A 23300-nucleotide genomic window follows, 5' to 3' on the forward strand; every position below is an offset into this window, starting at 1 on the left:
GCTCAAAGGCTTTGACAGTGCCCGCTGCATGTGGCACGTGACCTGAATCATTACTACGACTCACCTGATATCAAGGGGATCTGAAATGCCCAAGGAAGAATGGGGTGTAAAACGCGTTTGCCCGACCACCGGTAAGCGGTTTTACGACCTGAACAAGAACCCGATCGTCAGCCCCTACACCGGCGAGATCGTGGAGCTTGAAACCGGCAAGAGCCGGATGATCGCCGCAGATGCGGAAGATGCCGCGTCGGCAAAAGCACGCGAAAATGCGTCGGAAGAAGATCTGGTTCTGGACGATGACGACAGTGTCGACGTCGAACTGGACGATGATCTGCTGGATGATGATGACGACAGCAGTGACGACGTTTCGCTGGACGAAATCACCGATATGCCAGCAGAAGAAGAAAACTAAAACCGGTCCGGGGCGGCCCTTGCGCCGCCTCAAACTACCCCCGGATGCGAGGCAGAATCTTTTCCGCATAATCCATTTTTGGACTTGCGCTCATTGCCGTCGTCTCATAAACGTCCGTCCACCGCTACAGCGGTACTTGGAAGGGGCCTTAGCTCAGTTGGGAGAGCGCTTGCATGGCATGCAAGAGGTCAGGGGTTCGACTCCCCTAGGCTCCACCAAAATCCATTGATTTTATTAAACTATTTCGCGTCATTGCGCACCTGCCCCTATTCTAACCCTAAATTCACGCCGCTTGCCGAGGCTTCCAGCGTCGTATCCCCGAGGCCCAACCGAGTCGGAATGTCGCACCCCACCCCCCGGCCTCACCCGGACGCGGCGCAATTTTGTTTATACCCCACGCACACCAAGCGCGGGGTATCTGGACATTTTGACTGCCAGGTCAGGTGAGATATGGCCACCCCCGCGCAGCCACAAACTCGTTACGCCGAGAGTACATCAGCTGCTTGGCCATTTGGTGCACTTAGCACGAAAGACCGCTTTGAAGTCCACGCAGACACCCGATCCATTCCGATGATTATCCGCAATGCGGACGGAGCCGACTTTGGACAACTCGCGGGCAAATGTCGCTTCCGGCCCATTGCGGATCTCGGTGACGAATGTGGTGAATGACTGGTTTGAGGTGTTTTTCTCTAGCTTCCCTAGAGGCAAATAGCTTAGTGATGCCCAAAAAATTTCTGATTTCAACGAACCGGTCGTTCGTTCATGAATCTCAGAGCTTCGCAAGAGGTAGCCTGAAAACAGAAGGATACACACGCGCTGCGTCAGGAAAAGTGTTCTTCCAGATGTCATTTATGATATCGGGCGAACTTGGAAAAGATGGCGCGAGACATTTGCTACTATACCTGAATCCTATGCGGTTTCGGCGCAGCAGACGTGTCGCAGAACCTGCGCGACGTTGCTCATGAAGGTGTCATCATACCCGGCGTCGTTTTCGAGAACGCTCAGGAACGCGCATGACGTGCCAGTGACCGTGTCCACCATCAGGAACTGGCCACCGTAACCGGCATGCGCAACCACCCGTCCGTCGGTCATGATATGGTTGGAGTAGCGCAGCCATTCTTTTGGCGGTGTCAGAGATGGTGCTGAGCGGGTCAGGCTTTGGCGGAGGAAATTTGCATTGGCACATGCGTTTCCAGACAGATCAAGACCGCCGCGCGCAAGAAATAGGCCAAACCGTGCGAGATCCCGAGCACTCAGGCAACCCCCACCGGAAAAGGCAGGGAAACCATCTTTGCTCAGGCTGATGTGAAAGGCGCCCTCGTAACCAACGGCATCTGCAATCCGTTCAATTTGTGCTGTAAGTGGGACGGGGCAAACCTGCGCTGCGATCAATGTCAGCACATCTGTGTTGGCCGACTTGTACTCCGCTACTGTTCGCGCCTCTGTCTCTCTGAACCCCCTAATTCTGGAAGCAAAGTCCTTGAGCGAGATTTCCTCCTGATCCTCGGTGGGTAGGCGCCAGCCCAGGGCAATCTCTTCATCATAGCAATCCGCATGAGGGTCATCATAGTCTTCGGTAAAATTATTGCTGACTGCCATATCCAGGAGAGCCTGAACGTTAACCTCGCGGTAGCCAGATCCAATATCGGGCAAATACTGTGCAACCTTTGCGTCAGGCGAGACGAACCCTTGGCCGATCAACTGTCCCATAATCAGGTGAATGTGCAGTTTTGTAATGGATTGGATCGAATGCGGTCGGTCTGTCCCAAAATCTGGTGCGGCCTGTTCCATGATCACCTGCCCGTCCCGTAGGCAGCAAAACGCAGAGAAGGCGGGATGTGCCAGAAGGTCCGCCAACGCGGGCACGGTTGCTGTCAGGTCCTGGTGGGCCTCTTCGAGCATCAACACATTTCGCGAACGCACCATCAGAGTGCGTCGGAACAGGCGGTGCGCGTTGTGAAATCCATGGCGGCGGTGGGCAGGCTGATTCCAACGCTGCTTGTTGTCTGGCCCCACGGTCAGATCGGGGTTGGGGGCTACCTTCAACCTGCTCATGTGCAATTCTCGTGGATCAACGCGTCGACGGCGACAACGTGGTCAGCATAGACAAACATCGGATTGATCTCAATTTCGCTGACCTTTTCGCGGGCCTGCAGGAAAGCTTCACAAAGGCCGTTCAGCACGGTGACCACCTTGTTTATATCGGCGCGTGGACGGCCTCGAAAGCCTTCCAACAGGTGAAAAATCTTGAGCGATTTCAGAGCACTGGCGATATCGTCCTGCGTGGAGGGCAGAAGGACCGTTGTGGCATCCCCAACCAGTTCGGTCAAAACTCCGCCACTGCCCAGCACCAGTGCTGCGCCAAACTGCGGGTCATTGCGCAAGGTGACAATCATCTCTGCAACAGGCGTGGGCGACATGGCCTCAATCAGGTAGCTATCGCTCACGGCCTGCTTATCATAGGCAGTGACAGCCGTGTTCATTTGATCAAGTGCTTGCTTTAACGCGGCGCCATCGGCAATGCCCAGAGCAACCGCGCCTGCCTCACTCTTGTGGGCCAGCCGGGTAGACATCATCTTGAGCGCGACCGGATAGCCGATCTTTTTTGCGGCCACCTCGGCTTTTTGAGCCGTCGTTGTCCGGCCCGAAGGGACCGTGAAACCGCGCTCTGCAAGCCAGGCCTTGCCCGCGTCCTCAGTCAGCATGCCGAGTGAGCCAGGCGGGGTTCCGGCAATCAGTGGCTCCGGCCTTGTCGCCAGAATGCGATTACGTCGCGCGGCCCAAATGCTGGCGCTTTGCATGGCGTTGAGCGTTTCGTGAATGCCCTGCATCGGCGCGACTCCGATCGAGATCAGATAACGGCGGGTGACCTTGTCCAGATTCTCCGGCAGGGTCGCACAAATCGCTGCCGGGATTCCGCGATCGCAGGCAGCCTGTGCAAAGGCGCTGGCATCGTTTTGGTAATAGATCTTGGAGGCATCTAGCCCTTCTGCAGGATAGTCCTGCACCAGAACTGCCGCTTCGGCCCCTACGGCGTCCATCGCTTTGACGAAGACCGGATAGGTCAATTCGGCCTGCCCCCAGATCGGTGTGGTGTAATCCAGCGGGTTTGACACTGTTGCGATGTCTGGCAGCAGATCCACCAGGGCCGCATGCTCCGTTGCGCGGACAGCCGAGAACGTGAGCCCGATCTTTTCCGCGTGATCGGCCAGCATCGTCGCGCCGCCCCCCGAACAGGTGAAACCCGCAACGCTTGGCCCCTTGGGCGCGCCGACCACACAAAGGTACTTCAGCGTTTCCAGAAACTGCGCGGGGCTGGTGACACTGATCACGCCCGTGCGCGCAAACAACGCCTCATAGAGCGCGTCTGACCCCGACAGCGATCCCGTGTGACTGACAGTCAGAGCTGCGCCGATTGAAGAGCTGCCTGTCTTGAGCGCAACCACAGCCACGCCTCGCTCAATGGCTTTCAGGGCGGCGCGTTCAAAGGCGGGAATATCTTGAAGGCCCTCAATATGCAGCCCGATAGCACGCACTGCCGGGTCATCAGCGAAGGCGTCAAGAAAGTCCTCTAACCCCAGAACCGCCTGATTGCCTGCCGATACCATGTATGCCAGTGGCAAGGAGCGCGCAGACATGGTGATGTCAGAGGAAAACATGCCCGATTGGGTGACAATCGCTGCACCGTAACCGGGTGACCAGCCACCGTGTTCGAAAGACCAAAGTGCTGCGTTGTCGATGTAGTTGATCAAACCGTAACAATTGGGACCGATGAGGGCCATGTCACCGGTTGCCTCGATCAGCGCCTGTTCTGCCGCCGCATCGCCGGTTTCCTTGAATCCTGCAGAAAAACAGACCACGCCACCGACGCCCATCTCAGCCAATTCGCCCAATGCGGCGACAATACCACCTGCGGGAATGGCCAGATAGACAGCATCAGGCGCTTCAGGCAGATCAGCGATACAGGGCACGCAAGGCACCCCCTTCAGATCTGTTCGCCTGGGGTTCACCGCCCACATTTGCCCTGCAAACCCACGCCTGCGCGCCTCTCTTACGGCAATGGTCGCATCCCGCCCGCCGATAAAAGCGATGGAGCGCGGCTTGAGAAGCCGCTCAAAGTTGGCGCGTCTCTTTGGGGTCATGCACCCAGGGGCCGCAGGATGGAGCGTGTGATGATGTGGCGTTGAATTTCAGAGGTGCCGTCCCAGATCCGCTCAAGTCGGCTGTCGCGCCAGAAGCGTTGGATCGGCATTTCCTCCATCAGCCCCATGCCACCGTAGATCTGCACCGCATCATCGGCGATCTTGCCCAGCATTTCTGAACAAAAGACCTTGATCATCGCCGCATCCGCATCGCTCATCACGCCCTGTTCGGCACGCGCCACGGCGTCTTTGACCATTAGGTCGGCTGCGCGCAATCCAATAGCGCCATCTGCAAGCCGGAAACCGGTGGCCTGAAACGCCCCGATGGGTTTGCCAAACTGCTTTCGGGACGCGGCCCATTCGGTGGCCATCTCCAGTATGCGCTCCGCCTTGCCACAACAGGTCGCCCCCACCCAGATGCGCCCCATGCCCAGCCATTTGCCAGAGAGTTCAAGACCACGCCCTTCTTCCCCCAGCACCTGCCCCGGACCAAGGCGCACATTATCGAAGTGCAGTTCAAACGTCTTGTAGCCGCGATAGCTGACACATTTGGTGCCTTCGCGGCAGTCAAAGCCCGGTGTGCCAACGTCCACCAAAAAGGCCGTCACCCGTTTGCGCGGTCCACGTGGCGTTTCGTCAGCACCCGTCGCAGCAAAAACGATCGCAAAATCGGGCATACAGGGGCCAGAGATGAAATGCTTTGAACCATTCAGGATCCAGTCACCTCCATCCCGCCGGGCGTTGGTTTTCATACCCATTACGTCCGACCCCGCGTCCGGTTCCGTCAGGGCGAACAACTCTCGTTTTTCACCGCGCACCGCGGGGAAAAGGTAACGTTCGCGCTGATCGCCCTCGCAAGCCATGAGCAGTTCCGTGGGACGCGCAGCCCAGCTTTGCAGGGCATGGCTGGTCTTGCCGTACTCGCGTTCAATCAAGGACATAGGCCCGTAACCAAGGCCTCCGCCCCCGACCTCTTCGGGCAAGTTGCAGGCAAACAGTCCCAACTCCTGGGCCTTCGCCTCAATCTGACGGCCAATCTCTTCGGGGACATAGCCCATCTGGTCCACTTCCTCCTCGTGTGGATACATTTCTGTTTCCACAAAGCGGCGGACGGTGCTGATCAGCAGGTCGGTTTCAACACTGGCTTCCATGTTCATAAGGCGCCTCCTTTATGGGGCTTCGGACTTGTCGTTACGACGGGGCATGATCGAAAAGATCACGAAGGCAATAAGCGTGATGGCGATCAACACCACAGCGGCGGCGGCTACCGTCGGATCGGTGTTTTCGCGGATGCCGTTCCACATGCGGCGCGGCAGGGTGTAGACGGTGTATTTGGAGATGAACAGCGTCACGACAATTTCATCCCAGCTGAGAATGAAGGCAAAAAGCGCTCCGGCAAAGACCCCCGGTTTGATTGAGGGCAGGATCACCAGGCGCATTGTGGTCCAGTTCGAAGCACCAAGGTTCTTGGAGGCTTGTTCCAATTTGGGATCAAAGGTCGCCAGCGAGGCGCTGACTGTGATCAGCACCATGGGGGCTGCCAAGATCGTATGCGCGAGGATCAGCCCGGCGTAGCTGTCCAACAGGCCAAGCGGGATCCACAGTCGATAGAACGCCATGGCAGAAATGATCTGCGGGATGATCAGCGGCAGCAGCAGGAAGGCGCGCATCAGCTCGGAATACTTTGAGGATACCCGCCACAGGCCAATGGCACAGAGCGTGCCAAGGAATGTTGCCAGCAGTGAGGTCGAGACTGCGATCACGCCACTTTGGAAAAAGCTCGACAGCCATTCCTCGGAAGTGAACAGCTTTTGAAAATGGCGCAGGGACAATTCGCCCTTTGGCATAGACAGAAAACGCTTTGGCGTCAGTGATACGGGAATGGCGATCAGCGCGGGCGTCACCAGAAACAGCAACAAAACCCATGCGCCCACGCGGTTGAACTTGGAGAACAGACCTGATGTCATCGTGCAGCCCCCCCAAACACGGTGCTGAGCTTCATGAAACGCGACATGATCCACAGCATCGCCAGAACGCCCGTCAGCATGATTGCCGCCAGCATCGCGGCTGTGCCCCACTTCAGGGTGACCAGCAATTGCACAGAAATGTACTCTGCCACCATGAGCACTTTGCCACCGCCTAATACGGCAGGGGTGACGTAAAACCCAAGGCTCAGGATGAAGACCAGCAGGGTCGAAGCCACCAACCCTGGCAGGGTCAGTGGCAGGTAAATGCGCCAGAAGGTCTGCGTGCTGCTGGCGCCCAGATTGCGCGAGGCATCCATCACACGCGTATCAAGCGATTGCATCGAGACCAGCAGTGGCAGTACCGCATAGGGGATCATGTAATGCACCATGCCGATCAGCACGCCCAACTCATTGCGCATAAAGGCGATGGGCTCGGCAATCAGTCCAATGTTTTCCAGCGTACCGTTCACCAACCCTTTGCGCCCCAGCAGCATCAGCCAGCTAAAAGTGCGCACAAGGATGGAAATCCAAAAGGACACAAGAAGCAACGTCAGCATATAGTTCTTCTGGCGTTGGTGGCAGTGCACCATGGCATAGGCGATGGAATAGCCCAGCGTGACACTGAACATCGTGGTGATGATGCAGATGCGCACCGTAGTCCAGACAATGCGGATCAGCGCATCGCTTTCCGCCAGTTTGGCGTAATTACTCAATCCAGGTTCCGGGTCCGTGACGCTGAGCCACAGGATGTTCAGGATCGGCCCCAGATAGAGCGCTATGACCATCAGCATCAAAGGTGCGATGATCAGCCAGCCGGGGTGGATATGTCGGGTGAAGGCTTGCATGAAATGTCCTGGGCCAAATCGATGGCCGCCCGCAGGAAGACACGGGCGGCTATCAGGCGTGTTTAGCTGATCGCCTCAAGGAAGGCGTTCACCGCATCACCGCCGTTTTTCCCCCACCAGTCGGGATCGTTATAAACGATTTTGTCGATGTTCATTGCCGAGGTGATCGCATAAGGCTGCTGATTTTCGGGGATCTGGCCGAAGGCTTCGGGGTTAGAGGGCGTCATACCAAGGCAATCAAGCAGCGCCAGCTGTGCAGGCACCTCTTGCGCTGTGGCGATGAAGTCCATTACGGCCGCACCTGCGGGGTTGCCCTTGGGCACGATATAGGCCCCCGGCATCGCCATGGCCTGATTGTTCACCAGCTTGTAGCGCCCATCGGTGTCATTTTCGATGTTACGTCCCCGGTTCTGCCAGACCATGCCGAGCGAGACTTCGCCATTCACTACCATGGAATGCGCCTCGGACCCTGAGCCCCAGTAAAGGCTGTTGTCCTTGATCGATTTGATCTTGGCGAGGGCGCGATCCATGTCCAACGGGTAAAGCGCATCGCCCGCAACGCCATCCGCCATAAGTGCTGCTTCGAGCGAGCCATTGGCCCATTTGTACAGCGAGCGCATGCCCGGGAATTTGGCGGTATCAAAGAAATCCGCCCAGTTCTGCGGGGGATTATCGCCATAGGCTTCGGTGTCATAGACAAAGGCATAGCCATAAAGGATGATCGAAACCCCATATTCCAGCGCATAGCCTGGCAGGGTCTTTTCCTTGGAAACAACAGAGTAATCAATTGGTTCCAGATGACCTGTTGGCCCAAGGGACACGGCATTGAAAAGGTCTGCGTCCGCAACGTCGGCAGTGACATTGCCGCTGTCGACCATTTCCTTGATCTTGCCTTCCAGAGGGCCGGAGGTGTCAAATTTCAGTCCCTTGCCAGTCTTGGCGGTGAAGGCATCGCCAATGGCGGAGCCGTGGCATTCTTCAGACTGGCCACCCCAGTTCCACATCACCACGTGATCAGCAGCGGCTTCGGCATCACCTGCCATCACGGCGCTCATCGCCACGCCCGAGGCACCACAAAGCGCCAGGAACGTGCGGCGATCCATGCGGCCTTTCTTGTAGGCCTGCGCGCTGTCTTGCAGCATCTCTTTCTTGAATTGTCTATCGTGCATTTTCATCCTCCTATTGGGTTCGGGAGTTCCCGGACTTTTGCTCAATGGCACCTTTTGGCGGCACACGTTTTTGGGGCTTTAGCCCGTTTGTAATTCCACAGCAGCTTCGTCTTTCCACAACAGGTCCACGGTATCGCCTTCGTTCAAGGCTTCGCTGTTGCGCCAGACATCGATGTCCACTTCGATTTCGGTACCATCGCTGGCATCCACGATGACGCGCTGCATTGAACCAAAGTAGGTAATAGAGCGCACCACCCCACTCGTCTGTGCCTCCGCATGGCCCGCGCCTTTGCGCAGGTCGATTTTTTCGGGACGCAGGGCGTAAGTTTTGCCGTCTTGCTGAATGAAGTTGGATTTGCCCAAGAAACTGGCCGTGAACTGGTTCACTGGCCGCTCATAGAGCTCCTGAGGCGTACCAATCTGTTCAATCGCCCCGTCGCGCATGATCACGATGCGGTCCGACATGGACAGCGCTTCTTCCTGATCATGGGTGACGTAGATGAAGGTCGTGCCAACTCGGCGGTGAATATCCTTGAGTTGCTCCTGCACCTCGACCCGCAGTTTCTTGTCAAGCGCGCCAAGCGGTTCGTCCAACAGCAACACCGGCGGCGCAAAACACAGCGCACGTGCCAGCGCGACGCGCTGTTGCTGCCCGCCGGACAGCTGCCCCGGCTTGCGGTCCGCGAAATCCTGCAGCTGAACCAATTCCAGCATCTCGTCGACCCGCGCCCTAATCTCTGACGTGGGACGTTTGCGCACACTCAAGGCGTATCCGATGTTGTCTCGCACGCTCATATGGGGGAACAGCGCGTAGCCCTGAAATACCATGCCAAAATTGCGTTTTTCCGCGGGGGTTTGCGCGATGGAGGACCCATCCAGCGCAATGTCCCCTTCAGAGATATCGAGGAACCCCGCGATCATCATCAACAGCGTGGTCTTGCCCGACCCCGAGGGGCCCAGCAGAGTCAGAAACTCACCTTTCTGAATATCCAGACTGATGTTGTTGACTGCCCGGAATGTCCCGAACAGTTTCGAGACATTACGCACCTGCAAACTGCCTGTATCGGCGAGGTCAGCCATCCGCGCCTCTCAACTTCAGCTTGTTGCGCGCCTCTTGCGGGGTCAGCACACGCCCCCCCATGCGCTCAATGATCTCGCGGGCACGGGTGACAAGCTGGCCGTTGGTCGCCAGAACCCCGCGCTCCAAATAGATGTTGTCCTCCAGCCCTACGCGCACATTGCCACCCAACGCGACAGAGGCCGCTGCCATGGGCATTTGACCGCGTCCAATCCCGAAGCTGGCCCAGCTGGCCCCGGGAGGCAGTTGCGCTTTCATGGCAGCCATGGTTTCGACGGTCTGATCCGCGCCCCAGGGAATGCCCAGACAAAGCTGGAACATGGGAGGCGCATCAATCAGCCCCTCATCCACCATCGCCTTGGCGAAGCGGATATGGCCAAGGTCAAAGACTTCCAGTTCCGGCTTCACCCCCCATTCCTGCACCAATGCCGCCATACGCCGCAGTGTTGGCGGGGTAGAGATATAGATCATGTCCGTGTCAGAGAAATTCAGTGTCCCGCAATCCAGTGAACATACATCGGGCAAGCATTCCTTGATGTGAGCGAGCCGTTCCTCGGGGCCGATCATGTCCGTGCCGGGGCCCGGCATCGCTGGGTTGGCCGGGTCCGAGATCCAGTCGCCGCCCATCCCGGCGGTCACATTGATCACCACATCGGTGTCACTGTCGCGCACCCGGTCCACGATTTCCTTGAAAAGCTTCGGGTCGCGTGAGCCTTGGCCCGTCTCGGGATCACGCGCGTGAATATGCGCGGCGGAGGCCCCTGCCTTGGCCGCCTCAATCGCCGCATTAGCGATCTCTTTCGGCGTGACGGGCACATGCGGACTTTTGCCCGTGGTATCGCCCGCGCCAGTCACGGCGCAAGTCAGGACAACCTCATAGTTCATCTGGCAAACCCCCTATTTTTTTCAGCTTGACGCGGGAAAGGGTAAGAAAGATGTCGATTATCCGACAGTCTTTCGGCTATGCTGGCGAAAAATCGCACTATGCAATCTGGACTTTAGCTCATGCAAATCGACATGACCCAGCAGACGCCCCGCGCTGCGCATCATGCCATTTTTGTGGTGGTCCCACGGTTCAACATAACCACATTGATCACCATGACCGAAACGATGCGGATCGCGAATTATCTTTCGGCAGAGCCCCTGTTTTCTTGGGACATCGTGTCCTTTGACGGCACTGAAATCGTGGCCAGCAATGGCATGACAACCCGCGTTTCAGCAGAGCAGGACAACCTGCCGCCAGCGGATTACATTTTTGTTTTGGGCAGCTGGGGGACGGAGCATTACGATAACCGCGCGCTTACCGCTTGGCTGCGCAAGCGCGCGCGGGCGGGGAGCAGTATCTGCGGGGTTGAGCTTGGCTGCTATATTGTCGCGCGGGCGGGTCTGTTGGACGGAAAGCCGGCGACGATCCACTGGTCCTGGCTCAGCGGTTTTCGCGAAAGCTTTAACCGGGTGGATGTGCAGGAATGCCTGTTCACCATCGAGGGCAAGATCATGACCTGCTCGGGTGGGCTCGCGGGCGTGGATCTAATGCTTCGTTTGATCGAGCGCACCCATGGCAGTGGCTTTTCGGGCGAAATTGCCGATCAAATGTTGCATCACCCGATCCGCAACGCGGGTGCGTCACAGCGGTCCACCATGGGGCGCAGCACGGAGACCATGCTGCCGCTGGTGCGTGAGGCGATGACGCTGATCGAAGGGAACATAGAAGAACCGCTCAGCGTGCCGGAGATCGCTGATAAGCTGGATGTCTCGCAGCGACAGCTAGAGCGGAAATTCAAGAAACACGTCGGTTGCACTGTGGTGCAGTTCGGTTTGTTGCGACGGTTGCAGAATGCGCGGTTGCTGCTGATCTCCACCGATCTCAGCGTGCGCGAGATTGCCACCGCGTCAGGGTTCAACACCCTGTCCCATTTTGCCTATTCCTTTGGCAAATTCTTTGGTCGCCGCCCTTCGGAATACCGAGAGGCATGGCCTGCAAATGAACCGGCGCCGAGTTGGCCCGGTTCCCTGTCAGATTTCCTTTCAACGCTTAAGGAGATTCCGGGCCGTCCCTAATCCAACCGCGCCTCGCGCAACGCGCGCAACACTGCGACAATCTCTCGATCGCGCTGCGCGGCCATATCCTCAAAGTGGCGATCTCCGGCGATGTCATTGCAACCATCGACCATGCGACCACGCAGCTCTCGGGTGAGTTCTGGTGCCTCCAGCCGAGTCCAGGGCAGCTTTAGCGCGGGGCCAAACTGATCCAGATTGGTCGCCATGCCGCCCGCGCCACAGGCCACGTGAAAGGCCATACACTGACCTTGGGACACCATGCGCGGCGCAGGCCCATTCATCAAGGCAATGTCGATGTCTTCCGGCGTCGCCTCGCCATTGGCAACCATGTGCAAGGCCTCGCGCCAGAGCGCTTCTTGCAGGCGCGTCGCGACGAAGCCGGGGATTTCTTTTTTCATCAACAGCGGCGCTTTGCCCGCAATTTCGTAAAACTTCCCGGCCCATACCACGGCATCCGGCGCAGTTTTGTCACCGCCCACAATCTCGACCAGCGGCAGCAGGTAGGGCGGATTGAACGGGTGTCCGATCACGCAGCGTTCAGGGGTCGCGCATTTGGCTTGGATCTCGCTCATTGTCAGACCGGAGGTTGAGGAGCCGATGACAACGTCAGGCGGCAGCACCTCTCCCATCTGTGCGTAAAGCGATTGTTTGATCTCCAACCGCTCCGGTGCACTTTCCTGCACGAACTGCGCACCCTCCAGCGCCTGTTCAAGGTCGGTGACAATGCGGAGACGGTCCAAAGACGCGCCCTCAGCCAGCCCCAGATCCGTCAGACTGCCCCAGGCGGTGTTGAGGATCGAATGGAATGCTTCAGTTTCACTGGTGTCATGCAGATAGGCCGTCACATCATAGCCACGGGCCAGAAAATGCGCCGCCCAGCCGCCGCCAATTGGGCCCGCGCCAATGCTGGTGATGCGGGTGACGCTGATAGGATCAGGATACATCATTCACCTTTGAAGTTGGGTTCGCGCTTTTCCACGAAAGCCGCCACCCCTTCGGCAGCATCATCTGATTTGAGCATCTTGCGATAGATCGGCATCGGGTCCGTGCGCATCTTGTGAAACGCCTGCTCCAGTGGCACGCATTCGATTTCGCGCTGCACCTCTTTGACGGATTGCATCGCAAGCGGTGCCGACCAGGCAATCGAAGCCGCCCATTCGCGCGCAGCATCCATCAACTGCTCTTTCGGCACCACCTTGTTGACCAGCCCATAGTGCGCTGCTTCCTGCGCGGTCATGCGGCGGCCCAGCAAGAACATCTCCATCGCAATGTTGTGCGGAATGCGGCGCGGCAATCGTTGCAACGCGCCCGCGTCCGGCACGATGCCTAGGGGCATTTCCGGCAGCCCGAATTCCACGTGATCGGCGGCGATCAGCAGGTCGCACCCCAACGCCATCTCGAACCCGCCACCAATGGCCAACCCATTGATCGCAGCAATTACGGGCTTGTTCAGCGCCCAGTTTTCAGTGAGCCCGGTGAAGCCGCCAAAGCCGTAGTCATCGGTCTCCCACCAATTATCGAGCTGCATCTCTCCGTCATTGAGCGCCTTTAGGTCCCACCCAGCCGAGAATATCTTCTCTCCACCACCGGTCAGGATCGCGCAGCGCAGATCCTTGTCTTCGTGCAGCTCCTGAAAGGCTGCAGCCAGCGCCTGTGACGTGGGCACATCAATGGCATTCACCTTGCCGCGCTCCAGCGTGACTTCCAGAACATGACCCTCGCGGTGAACCTTAACGCCGTCTGACATCTGCTTATCCCTCTTTGAATTCTGGCATTACTTCGTTGACGAACATGCGCAGGGATTTCTGCTGTGAAGCGTGATCGAGCCCCATGGAGGCGTAATAGATGTACTCATTCACACCCAGCGCCTGATAGCGCTTCAGCTTTTCGATGACCCGGTCGGGAGAACCGAACATCAAGTTCTCCTCCAACATCACGGGGTCGTATTGTTCCCGTCCCTCCAGTTCATCCAGCGGGATGGAGGCGGGGAAGCCGTCCTTCACATCGCCCAGATTGCGAAACAGGTTTTCGAACTGGCTCAGCAGGCGGCGGATCGCCCGCATCGCGTTTTCACCATCGGCTGCGTTGTCATAAACGCATGAATGGCGCATCAAGGCGAAGCGTGGCACCCAGCCGTTGTCGGCCTTTTCAATCGCCTCATCCAGTTGTTTCTTGTAGAGTTCGGCCTCTGCAAAGGGACGTGTGAACGGCCAGCAGTTCACATGGCACCTTTCCCGCATAGCGTAGTCATAGGTGATGGGTGAGCGCGCAGAGACCCAGACCGGCACCTCCTTCTGAAGCGGCTTTGGCACTGAGGTCGAGGTCGGGAATTGCCAGTATTCCCCGTTGTGTTCGTAGTCGCCCTTCCAAAGCTCACGCACCGCAGGCAGCATTTCCTGCATGTAACGCCAGGCATCAGATTGCTTGAGCCCCGGTCTCATTCGGTCAAACTCGCGCTGATAGGCCCCCGAACCGATGCCGAATTCCAACCGCCCGCCGGTGATCAGATCGGTTAACGCCGCTTCGCCCGCCAGGTTGATCGGGTGCCAATAGGCCGCCGTCGCAACGGCCGTGCCCAGACGGATGCGGCTGGTTTCGGCAGCCCACCAAGTAAGGATCTGGAAAGGGTTTGGCGCGATGGTCATTTCCAACGCGTGGTGCTCGGCGGCCCAGACGATATCAAACCCACCCTCTTCGGCGATCTGCACCATCTCCAGCGTGTGACGGGCGACATCCTGCATGTCCAGATTGTCGTCGATCCGCTCCATGTTCACGGCAAGTTGGAATTTCATTGTTCTCTCCCTCAACGCATTACAAACGGATTGGCCATCGGTTCATCAGACGTGTTCATCCAGATCGTCTTTGGGCGGGTATAGTCGTAGATCGCCTGGAACCCGCTTTCGCGGCCATATCCCGATCCTTTGTTGCCCCCGAACTCCGCAATCGGAGACACCACCCGATAGGTGTTCACCCAGACGATACCGGCACGCACTGCCCCCGCCATGCGCAGGGAGCGCGCGCTGTCGCGGGTAAAGATACCTGCTGCCAGCCCATGTTCGCTATCATTGGCCAATGCGAGCACCTCTTCCTCGGTTTTGAACCGCTGCACCGACAGAACCGGGCCAAACAATTCAGTGTCGACAATGCGCAGATCCTGACGAGGGACTTCGATGATCGTGGGTTCATAGAACAGGCCAGACATCCCCTTTGGCTGCTTGCCGCCGACCAGCACTTTGCCGCCTTCTGTTTGGGCATGCGCCACTTCTCGTTGGATATGCTCTAACTGTCCGGTGGTGCACAATGGCCCCATCTGGGTCTCATCCGCCAGCGGGTCCCCAATCACGATCTGGCGGGCCAGCGCGGTCATCTGCTCAAGGAATTGATCGGCAATGTCTTCGTGCAGGTAAAGCCGTGACCCAGCCACACAGCTTTGCCCCGTGGCGCCAAAGATGCCCGCGATAGAGGCGTTTACAGCGCTTTCGATATTGGCATCGTCAAAGACGATGAACGGGGATTTGCCCCCCAATTCCAACGACACTTCGGCAAAATTTCGTTTGACGTTCTCCAGCACATGCCGCGCGGCATTTGGCCCTCCGGTAAAGGACACACGGGCCACGAGCGGATGACCTGTGAGCGCACGGCCGCAGGGCTCCCCATGGCCGGTGATGATGTTGACGACGCCGGGGGGAATGCCCGCCTCTTCAATCAGCTTACCAAACTCCAGCATCGCCGCACTGGCATGTTCAGAGGCTTTCAGCACGACGGTATTGCCAGCCGCAAGCGCCGGGCCAATCTTGACGGCCACCAGAAACAGTTGCGAATTCCACGGCACCACGGCAGCCACCACCCCAAGGGGTTCACGCCTCGTGAAGACGAACATGTCGGGTTTATCGATGGGCAGTGTTTCGCCGCTGACCTTGTCGGCACAGCCTGCAAAGAAGTGAAAGAACTCGGCGATATACGTCGCCTGCCAGCGGGTCTCCTTTAGCATCTTGCCGGTATCAATGGATTCCGTGCGCCCCAATGCTTCTGAATGTTCCGCCAGCAGATCGCCCAGCTTGCGCAGGCACTTGCCCCGTTGCGTCGGCGTCATGCCTGCCCAGGGTCCGGTTGTGAATGCGGCATGTGCGGCCTCAACTGCACGGTTCACGTCAGCCTCGGTCGCTTCGGGCACACGGCTCCAGACGTTGCCATCAGCGGGGTTCACGCTGTCAAAGGTGCCGCCGTCCTCTGCATCACACCACTGTCCGTCGATCAGCATTTGGTAGTTGGTGATTTCACCCATGGCCTGCATCCCCCCTCTGTTACCCTCTCATTCATCTCCGCTTTTGCGTCACATGTGCACGAAATTACGACAAAGGTTGTCGAAAAATCTGAAAGCGCTTTTGATGGATCAAGGCAGGCTTGCCGCAAGGGAGGCCGTATTTATGGCGAAGAAAAAGCAAGTGATTGGCGGCCCGCTTGAAATTGGCGGGCGGGTCTTGTCCCTGTCGCGTGCCATACGGGCGGGTGATTTTGTGTATCTGACCGGGCAAATCCCCATGAAAGATGGCGCGCCTATGACCACCGGCACGGTAGAGGAGCAAACCCGCGCCGTGCTGGATGACATCACCGCCACGCTGGCGCTGGCGGACTGCACCCGCGATGATGTGATCAAAGCGATGGTTTGGTTGCGGGATCGCAGCGACTTTCCCGGTTTCAATGCGGTCTACGGGGAGTACTTTCCAATAGAACCGCCCACTCGGTCGGCGGTGGTCAGCGATCTGCTGGTCGATGTCCGGGTAGAGGTCGAGGTGGTCGCCTACCGCCCGTTAGACGATGCTTAAGGCGCCTGATGGTACTGCCTACAGCTGGGCTGGGCCTGGGGTTGGGCCGGTCGTGGTGATGATCCACGGCCTGGGTTTGAACCATGACTGTTGGCAGTGGACGACCCCCGCGCTGAGTGATCAATACCGCGTGCTGCACTATGACCTTTTCGGACATGGACAAAGTACACCGCCGCCCGCGAGGCCGAGTCTATCGCTGTTTTCGGATCAACTGGCGGCCCTACTGGATCACTGTGATGTCCGCTCAGCGACCTTGGTGGGGTTTTCCCTTGGCGGCATGATCGCGCGTCGGTTTGCGCAGGACCGTCCGGCCAGGGCGGACGCACTGGCAATCCTGCACTCACCCCACAAACGCACCGATGCGGCTCAGGCTGCTATTCTAAACCGTGTCGATCAAGCCCGCCGAGACGGACCACAAGCCACTGTGGAGGCCGCGTTGGAACGCTGGTTTACGGCAAATTTCCGACAGGCCAACCCGGCAATGATGGACACCGTGCGCGGCTGGGTAAAGGCAAACGACATTAGCATTTATCACACGATCTATCGTGTATTGGCGGATGGCATCGACGAAATCGTGGCCCCAACGCCGCCCATCAGCTGTCCTGTACTGGTGATCACCGGCGACGAAGACTATGGCAACGGCCCCGAAATGACCCGCGCCATAGCCGCAGAGATTGAGCAATCAAAGGCTGTTATCCTTTCGGGTCTCCGTCACATGGCGCTGGCCGAAAACCCCGACGCCGTGAACGCGCCCCTTCGCGGCTTTCTTGATGGTCTGGAAATGGCCATATGAGCACACAAATCCTGAAAGGTCTGCGCGTGCTGGATCTGAGCCGCATGTTATCCGGCCCTTACTGCACCATGCACCTTGCGGATCACGGTGCAGAGGTGATCAAGATCGAAGCGGGTACGGGCGATACGAGCCGTGGCAATGGCCCATTCCGCGACGATGATCCCGATCACAACTGGGCCGGTTACTTCGTCAGTTTGAACCGCGGCAAGAAGAGCATCCAACTGGACCTGAAATCAGATGGGGGAAAGAACCAGTTTCGCGCGCTTGCCGCCACTGCGGATGTCATTGTCGAAAACTTTCGGCCCGGCGTGATGGATCGCCTGGGCCTTTCTTATGAAACACTCGCCGAGCTGAACCCCAGAATCGTCTATGCGGCAATCAGAGGATTTGGCGATCCGCGCACAGGGACAAGCCCATATGCGCACTGGCCGTCCTATGACGTGGTAGCGCAAGCTATGGGCGGATTGATGTCCATCACCGGGCCGAACGCCGACAGCCCCACCAAGACCGGCCCCGGCGTTGGCGACATCTTCACCGGCATGATGATGGCTTTTGGCATCATGGCCGCCTTGCGCGAGGCGGAAGCAACCGGCAAAGGACAGTTCGTCGACGTCGCCATGTACGACGCCATGATCTCTTTGTGCGAGCGCATGGTCTACCTTCATGATTACACCGACAAGGTGCCGGGGCCCGAAGGCAACGGGCACCCCTTTCTCAGCCCGTTCGGATTGTACCCGGCAGCGGACGGGCACGTGGCGCTTGGCATCGTCGACGATGCGTTTTGGCGCCGTTTGACTGAGCTGATGGGGAAGCCTGCCCTTGGTACTGATCCCCGGTTTGCCTCGCGCAGCGCACGGGCTGCCCACGCGGGTGAGGTTGACCGCCTGGTCTCAGGCTGGTTCTCAAAGCTGAGCAAAGTTGAGCTGACCAAAACACTGGGCGGTGAGGTTCCCTTTGGCCCATTAAACACCATTCAGGACATTGCCCGCGACCCCCATATCGAGGCTCGTAAAATGCTCACACAGGTGCACGGCCCGGATGCTGAAACGAGGCCCTGGACGGTTGCCGCCAACCCGCTGCGCTTTGGCGCGCACGGGCATGGGACATTGAACCCGCCACCCGCTCTGGGGGCGGACAATGACGTGCTTGAGACCCTGACGCCAACCTCATCACCCATGGCACCGGAAACCAAGCGCACCCTGCGCGACGCCTTTGGGCGTTTCGCCACGGGGGTCACGGTTGTCACGACCCGCCAGTCTGACGGCACGCCGCGTGGCTTTACGGCAAATTCCTTCTCTTCTGTCTCGCTCGACCCACCACTCTTGCTGGTCTGCATCGGCAAGGCTGCACTTTCCTGCGACACATTCGCAACCTGTGATCATTTCACGGTCAACATTCTGGCAGATGATCAAAAGGAGGTTTCGGGCCTCTTTGCCTCGCAGTCGCCAGAGAAGTTCAACAGCGTCAAATGGCATCCCAATGCGCAAGACATGCCCGTTATCGATGGTGCCCTTGCCAGCTTTGGCTGCGCGCAACATAGGCTGGTGGATGCAGGGGATCATCTGATCCTTATTGGTCGTGTGCTCGACTTCGAGACATCCGATGGGGATCCTCTGGGGTACTACAAGGGCGCATACTTTGATCTTGGGTTGGACCGTGCGGTGACCGAAGCAGCAACCAAAGGTGATGTGACAATCGCGGCTGTTTTGGCACACGAAGGCGGGTTGCTGCTGAAAGAAGAGGCTGACGGAAGTGTGACGCTGCCATCCGCGTCCTCGACACAGGCCTTACTCAAGGCTCTGGGCGATGAATTGATGAAGGCAGAATTGACGCAACTTTATGCTGTCTATCAGGTCACGGAAACGGGTGCGCAACGCATCGTCTATCACGCGCGCGTGCAGGGCGATGCCGATACCGGGTTGACGTTTTTCTCCCTTGATATCTTGCCACTGTCGCGGGTGTCCGACGATGCCGAGCGTTCTCTCTTGCGCAGATACGCGCAAGAGCACCGGCATGGCACCTTCGGCATATATCAGGGAACCGAAGTCGAAGGCGTTGTGCACAGACTGTCCGGAAATCACAAATATCAAATCTGACAGGAGAACTCCGATGATACCCGAACTGCGCAAAGTCATTACATTTGACGAAGACATCCATACCGAAGGCGGACGTGCCTCTGACCCTGTCTTGCGCATGATCGGAGTGGCAGCCGTAGTGGAAAACCCCTGGGCGGGGCGTGGGTTCGTCGAAGACCTGCAGCCAGAGATCCAGCGCATGGCTCCCGTTCTGGGCAAAATGCTGACCGATCGCCTGATTACATTGGCAGGTTCGGGCGACGCAATAGAGGCCTACGGAAAAGCCTGCATCGCCGGAACCAGCTGCGAAGTGGAGCACGCTTCGGCGCTGATCCACACTTTGCAGTTTGGCAATTTCTACCGCGAGGCCGTTGATGCCAAAAGCTATCTTGGTTTCACTAACACGCGCGGACCGGCAAACACCCAGATCCAGATCCCGTTGATGGACAAACATGATACGGGTCGGCGCTCGCATTATCTGACCGTTCAGTTTTCCATCTATGACGCACCTGATGTGAATGAACTTGTCGTCGCATTGGGGGCCGCGACCCGAGGACGTCCACATCATCGTATCGGAGATCGATATTCTGATCTTGCAGCCTTGGGGCGCGACGTAGAGAACCCTGCCGGTGTTTGAGCAGACGCGATCTGCACGCGATCAAACCAAGGCGTGCAATGACCTCGCCCAAACTATAGAGGTGGGTTTGGACTACCCTAGTGGGAATTTCCCAAGCTATGAATAAAAAGGCGAACGTCGGCTTCGGTGGCTCGATAGTTGCCCATCGCCCTCGCAGCGAAAGGCCACTTTAGCCCGACGTGCTTTTCGCTGCGGGTGCAAAGCACATGAAGCGGTCATTGAGAGCGAAAAACTTAACGGCAGGTCTGTCCGCAACTCAGACGCTCGATGCTCGCGCAGCGAACGACCGATTTTGAGTTGCCCCGATTTGGTAGACTTGAACGTCCGCTTTCGGGAAATCGCGCTGCAGTGCCGCGAACTCTCCGGTGATTTTGTTGGTGAGGAGGCGCGATGTTTGCGGCGACAGCATCCGGCAGCTTCGTCCGCACAGTGGACATTCAAGCAAGTTGCAGCAAACGACCGGTATGCGGACAAACCCGCCGTTCCCTGAGAAAACGGATAGGCATACCTTTTTAATGATCGCTTCCACGGTCTTTGGTCAATTCGAGATCTTAGTTACCGATCATTCCACTGCACGTTTACAGTTATTAGGCATGTTGCCGGTTCTAACAGTCTATGAACGTGGTAGTGTTTTCGAGCCAACTTGCGGGAAGTAACCATGAGTCAACGTCGTCTTGCTGCAATTGTGTCTCTCGATGTCGTCGGCTTCAGTCGGATGATGCAGGGCGGCTCCAAGCTACTTCTCAAAACACTGAACACCTTGTACCGCGATTTGGTAACGCCGATCGTTGAGCAAAAATCTGGCCGGGTGGTCAAACTGTTGGGCGACGGAGCATTGATTGAATTTCCGTCAGCAGGAAACGCCCTAGAAGCGGCAATTGCGATCCAAACCGAGCTAAGAGAGCCAGACCATCCCTATTTGGTTCCGGAACGTATCCAGCTTAGAGCGGGTTTGCATGTCGGCGACGTCACCGTCGATGGCGACGATATCTTCGGAGACGGCGTCAACATCGCTGCGCGGCTCCAATCGGCAGCTGAACCCGGGGGCATTCTGGTCTCAAAGGTACTTTGTGATCTTGCCGGAGCGGACTATGCCAAACGTTTGCGCCGGGAAGGGCTTCACACGTTCAAAGGCATTGAACAGCCGATCGAAGTTTTGTCGATCAACTTCACCGATGAACATGTGTCCAAATCGCGCGCTAACTTCGCCAAAACACAGGAAATTCGTTATTGCAAAACTAACGACAACATTAGTCTGGCCTGGAGCTCAGTTGGGGACGGTCCTCCGGTCGTAAAGGCGCCAAGTTGGATTGGACACTTGGAACTTGACTGGCGCAATCCGGGGAAAGCTCCAATTTACACTTCCATCGCTCAACGACATCGTTTGGTCCGTTTTGATGCCAGGCTCAACGGTCTATCCGACTGGGATGCAGAAACTTGCACGTTCGAACGGTTCGTTGATGACTTGGAAACAGTTTTCGACGCAGCGGGTATCAAACGCGCGCCGATCCTTGCGATATCGCAGGGGTCCGCAGTGGCAGCTGCCTTCGCAGCGCGCCGACCTGACCGTGTGTCTGCGATCGTAATGATAGGTGGGTTCCCTATTGGTCGGGCAAAAAGAACGTCGCAAAAAGATGTGGAACGCGCCAACGCAATTAAGCAAATGATGACTGCCGGGTGGGATGATGATTATCCGTCTCTGCGTGATTTAATGGCGCAAATCATCGTGCCGGGCGCGAGCCAAGAAGAACGGCGGCAATATGCCGAAGATATGCGCAAGATGATTTCACCCGAAAACATGGGGCGGTATCGCGGCGTGATTGATAACATCGATATCACACCGATATTGTCCGAGGTCGAAGTACCGTGCCTTGTTTGTCATGGGACGAGTGACAGGATGCAGCCGGTCGAACAAGGACGGTTGTTTGCAAAAGGATTACCCAACGCGAAGTTCATCGCCTACGAAAGCTCGAACCATACCATCCCTGACAACGACCCGGAATGGCCGCGTTTTGAGAGGGACGCCTTGGCTTTCTTGGCTGAACACAGCTGAATTATTGCTCCAAGTGCCTTCGGGTCTGGCGCTATTTCTCTCAAAACAAATGCAACAAGAGTACTTCGCCAGATTAATGGAACACAGAGTTGCGATAAATGCAGTCAGGCGCTCCTACGCCCAAGACGTCGAGGGAGAGTCGGTGGTCTTTGTTCATGGATAGAATGCGGATCATCGGGTTTGGGATGCGCACCGTGATTTAATCGCCCCGCATCCGATGCAGCTTCCCGCGAAAGTAGACGTTCAAGCAAGTTGTCGCGAATGTCTGCAACGCGGACTTTCCCGACCTTCGGCTGAAATGCTCCAGAAGCCGCATCCGGCCCATTGCAGTCATTCGTCGTGAAAGTTCTCGCCGCATTGCGGCTCCACCGATCCAGCCATTCGCTGCGCCGCCAAAGTGATCGTGCAACTCAAAGTCCGATGGTCATGATTGTCCTATTCGCTTGGCATTTAACCTTTTGCGTACCAGCCGTTGTCAACATAGGTTGCATTGCCGTTCACAAAGCTGGCCTCATCAGATGCAAGAAAAACCACCGCCGCGGCCACTTCCTCTGGATAGCAAATGCGTCCCTGCGTTGCCGCCATCCCAGAGTCTTCCCATTCCTGTCCGGCGGCGTCCAACTCTGCTATTTCCTTGAGGCCATGCGCCGTTTCAACAAACCCAGGGCAGACCGCGTTACACCGGATGCCCGCATCGCGATATTCGGTTGAGATCGTGCGCGCCAGTTGAAGAACCGCGCCTTTTGACATGCAGTAGACTGACTCCAACGCATAGCCCAGTTCAGCCGCAATAGACGAAGTAATCACGATTGAGCCGCCGCCATTTGCGCTCATGTCCTGAACCGCACGACGGCAGGTCAGAAAGGCCGATTTCACGTTTACATCCATCAACCAGTCATATTCTTCTTCGCTGGTTTCATGCATCGCTTTGACGATGATGGTTCCTGCGTGATTGAACAGGACATTATAGGGTCCAAAGGCTTCAAGGGCAGCGTCAAAGGCAGCATTGATCTCGGCGTCCTTGGTGACATCAGCATGAAAAAATGCCGCCTCACCACCTGTGTCGCGGATCATGTCGACTGTTTTCCGACCCTCTTCATTCTTGATATCAAAGATGCTGACCTTGGCACCTTCTTCGGCAAACATCAGCGCGGTGGCCCGCCCCATTCCAGTGGCTCCCCCTGTAATCACGGCAACTTTTCCCGCGAGGCGGCCATTGGGTGTCTTGAGGCTATTGGTCAT

General features: G+C 57.4%; 20 protein-coding genes and 1 tRNA gene. 8 read left to right on the forward strand and 13 right to left on the reverse strand.

Annotation, left to right across the window (positions count from 1 at the left end; genetic code table 11):
* The first annotated feature begins 85 nt into the window (after positions 1–85).
* Both AC2FIB_RS06625 and AC2FIB_RS06630 read left to right on the forward strand, forming a co-directional pair.
* Entirely contained in the window at positions 86–412 is a 327-nt protein-coding gene (locus tag AC2FIB_RS06625) for a TIGR02300 family protein (RefSeq protein WP_496733624.1), read from the forward strand.
* A 142-nt stretch (positions 413–554) separates the two neighbouring features.
* Positions 555–630: transfer RNA gene (locus AC2FIB_RS06630), tRNA-Ala, on the forward strand.
* A gap of 691 nt (positions 631–1321) precedes the next feature.
* On the opposite strand, the gene AC2FIB_RS06635 is transcribed toward AC2FIB_RS06630, so the two are convergent.
* From AC2FIB_RS06635 to AC2FIB_RS06670, 8 genes are all read right to left on the reverse strand, one after another.
* Entirely contained in the window at positions 1322–2467 is a 1146-nt protein-coding gene (locus AC2FIB_RS06635; protein WP_496733622.1) for a serine hydrolase domain-containing protein, read from the reverse strand.
* Complete coding sequence (locus AC2FIB_RS06640) at positions 2464–4554, reverse strand: acetate--CoA ligase family protein (protein WP_496740223.1); 2091 nt, start codon at positions 4552–4554, stop codon at positions 2464–2466. The genes AC2FIB_RS06635 and AC2FIB_RS06640 overlap by 4 nt, the downstream gene beginning before the upstream one ends.
* A complete protein-coding gene (locus AC2FIB_RS06645; RefSeq protein ID WP_496733618.1) occupies positions 4551–5711 on the reverse strand; it encodes an acyl-CoA dehydrogenase family protein in 1161 nt (386 codons plus the stop codon). The genes AC2FIB_RS06640 and AC2FIB_RS06645 overlap by 4 nt, the downstream gene beginning before the upstream one ends.
* Before the next feature lie 12 nt (positions 5712–5723).
* On the reverse strand, positions 5724–6521 hold the full coding sequence (locus AC2FIB_RS06650) for an ABC transporter permease (RefSeq protein ID WP_496733616.1): 798 nt from the start codon (positions 6519–6521) through the stop codon (positions 5724–5726).
* Positions 6518–7366, reverse strand: a complete 849-nt coding sequence (locus AC2FIB_RS06655; RefSeq protein WP_058272685.1) for an ABC transporter permease — start codon at positions 7364–7366, stop codon at positions 6518–6520. The genes AC2FIB_RS06650 and AC2FIB_RS06655 overlap by 4 nt, the downstream gene beginning before the upstream one ends.
* Positions 7367–7428: 62 nt before the next feature.
* Complete coding sequence (locus tag AC2FIB_RS06660) at positions 7429–8535, reverse strand: extracellular solute-binding protein (protein ID WP_496733614.1); 1107 nt, start codon at positions 8533–8535, stop codon at positions 7429–7431.
* Positions 8536–8613: 78 nt separating this feature from the next.
* Positions 8614–9615, reverse strand: a complete 1002-nt coding sequence (locus AC2FIB_RS06665; protein ID WP_282119701.1) for an ABC transporter ATP-binding protein — start codon at positions 9613–9615, stop codon at positions 8614–8616.
* A complete protein-coding gene (locus AC2FIB_RS06670; RefSeq protein ID WP_496841836.1) occupies positions 9608–10498 on the reverse strand; it encodes a beta-keto acid cleavage family enzyme in 891 nt (296 codons plus the stop codon). The genes AC2FIB_RS06665 and AC2FIB_RS06670 overlap by 8 nt, the downstream gene beginning before the upstream one ends.
* A 120-nt stretch (positions 10499–10618) precedes the next feature.
* On the opposite strand from AC2FIB_RS06670, the gene AC2FIB_RS06675 reads away from it, so the two are divergent.
* Positions 10619–11674, forward strand: a complete 1056-nt coding sequence (locus AC2FIB_RS06675; protein ID WP_496841837.1) for a GlxA family transcriptional regulator — start codon at positions 10619–10621, stop codon at positions 11672–11674.
* Here the strand turns inward: AC2FIB_RS06675 and AC2FIB_RS06680 are convergent.
* Genes AC2FIB_RS06680 through AC2FIB_RS06695 form a run of 4 tightly spaced genes read right to left on the reverse strand, consistent with a single transcriptional unit; the run spans position 11671 to position 15959 of the window.
* On the reverse strand, positions 11671–12618 hold the full coding sequence (locus AC2FIB_RS06680; RefSeq protein ID WP_282169974.1) for a 3-hydroxyacyl-CoA dehydrogenase NAD-binding domain-containing protein: 948 nt from the start codon (positions 12616–12618) through the stop codon (positions 11671–11673). The two genes, AC2FIB_RS06675 and AC2FIB_RS06680, sit on opposite strands and share 4 nt — an antisense overlap.
* On the reverse strand, positions 12618–13421 hold the full coding sequence (locus AC2FIB_RS06685; protein WP_108862257.1) for a carnitinyl-CoA dehydratase: 804 nt from the start codon (positions 13419–13421) through the stop codon (positions 12618–12620). The genes AC2FIB_RS06680 and AC2FIB_RS06685 overlap by 1 nt, the downstream gene beginning before the upstream one ends.
* A 4-nt stretch (positions 13422–13425) precedes the next feature.
* A complete protein-coding gene (locus AC2FIB_RS06690; protein ID WP_496733608.1) occupies positions 13426–14466 on the reverse strand; it encodes an LLM class flavin-dependent oxidoreductase in 1041 nt (346 codons plus the stop codon).
* Between the two features lie 11 nt (positions 14467–14477).
* A complete protein-coding gene (locus tag AC2FIB_RS06695; RefSeq protein WP_282119697.1) occupies positions 14478–15959 on the reverse strand; it encodes an aldehyde dehydrogenase in 1482 nt (493 codons plus the stop codon).
* 142 nt (positions 15960–16101) lie between these two features.
* Here AC2FIB_RS06695 and AC2FIB_RS06700 point away from each other — a divergent pair, with 142 nt between their 5' ends.
* From AC2FIB_RS06700 to AC2FIB_RS06720, 5 genes are all read left to right on the forward strand, one after another.
* Positions 16102–16500 (forward strand): RidA family protein, encoded by a 399-nt coding sequence (locus AC2FIB_RS06700; RefSeq protein WP_058272766.1) that lies wholly within the window; start codon positions 16102–16104, stop codon positions 16498–16500.
* 58 nt (positions 16501–16558) lie between these two features.
* The gene (locus AC2FIB_RS06705; protein ID WP_496733606.1) at positions 16559–17293 is read left to right on the forward strand and encodes an alpha/beta fold hydrolase; all 735 of its coding nucleotides are present in this window, start codon (positions 16559–16561) and stop codon (positions 17291–17293) included.
* Positions 17290–19389: a CoA transferase gene (locus AC2FIB_RS06710; RefSeq protein ID WP_496733605.1), complete on the forward strand. Its 2100-nt coding sequence runs from the start codon at positions 17290–17292 to the stop codon at positions 19387–19389. The genes AC2FIB_RS06705 and AC2FIB_RS06710 overlap by 4 nt, the downstream gene beginning before the upstream one ends.
* A 13-nt stretch (positions 19390–19402) precedes the next feature.
* Positions 19403–20005 (forward strand): amino acid synthesis family protein, encoded by a 603-nt coding sequence (locus tag AC2FIB_RS06715; protein WP_058272677.1) that lies wholly within the window; start codon positions 19403–19405, stop codon positions 20003–20005.
* A 658-nt stretch (positions 20006–20663) separates the two neighbouring features.
* Complete coding sequence (locus tag AC2FIB_RS06720; protein WP_282169975.1) at positions 20664–22058, forward strand: alpha/beta fold hydrolase; 1395 nt, start codon at positions 20664–20666, stop codon at positions 22056–22058.
* Between the two features lie 450 nt (positions 22059–22508).
* On the opposite strand, the gene AC2FIB_RS06725 is transcribed toward AC2FIB_RS06720, so the two are convergent.
* The gene (locus AC2FIB_RS06725; protein WP_058277033.1) at positions 22509–23300 is read right to left on the reverse strand and encodes an SDR family NAD(P)-dependent oxidoreductase; all 792 of its coding nucleotides are present in this window, start codon (positions 23298–23300) and stop codon (positions 22509–22511) included.

The organism is Ruegeria sp. YTSA072 (genome assembly GCF_059610285.1).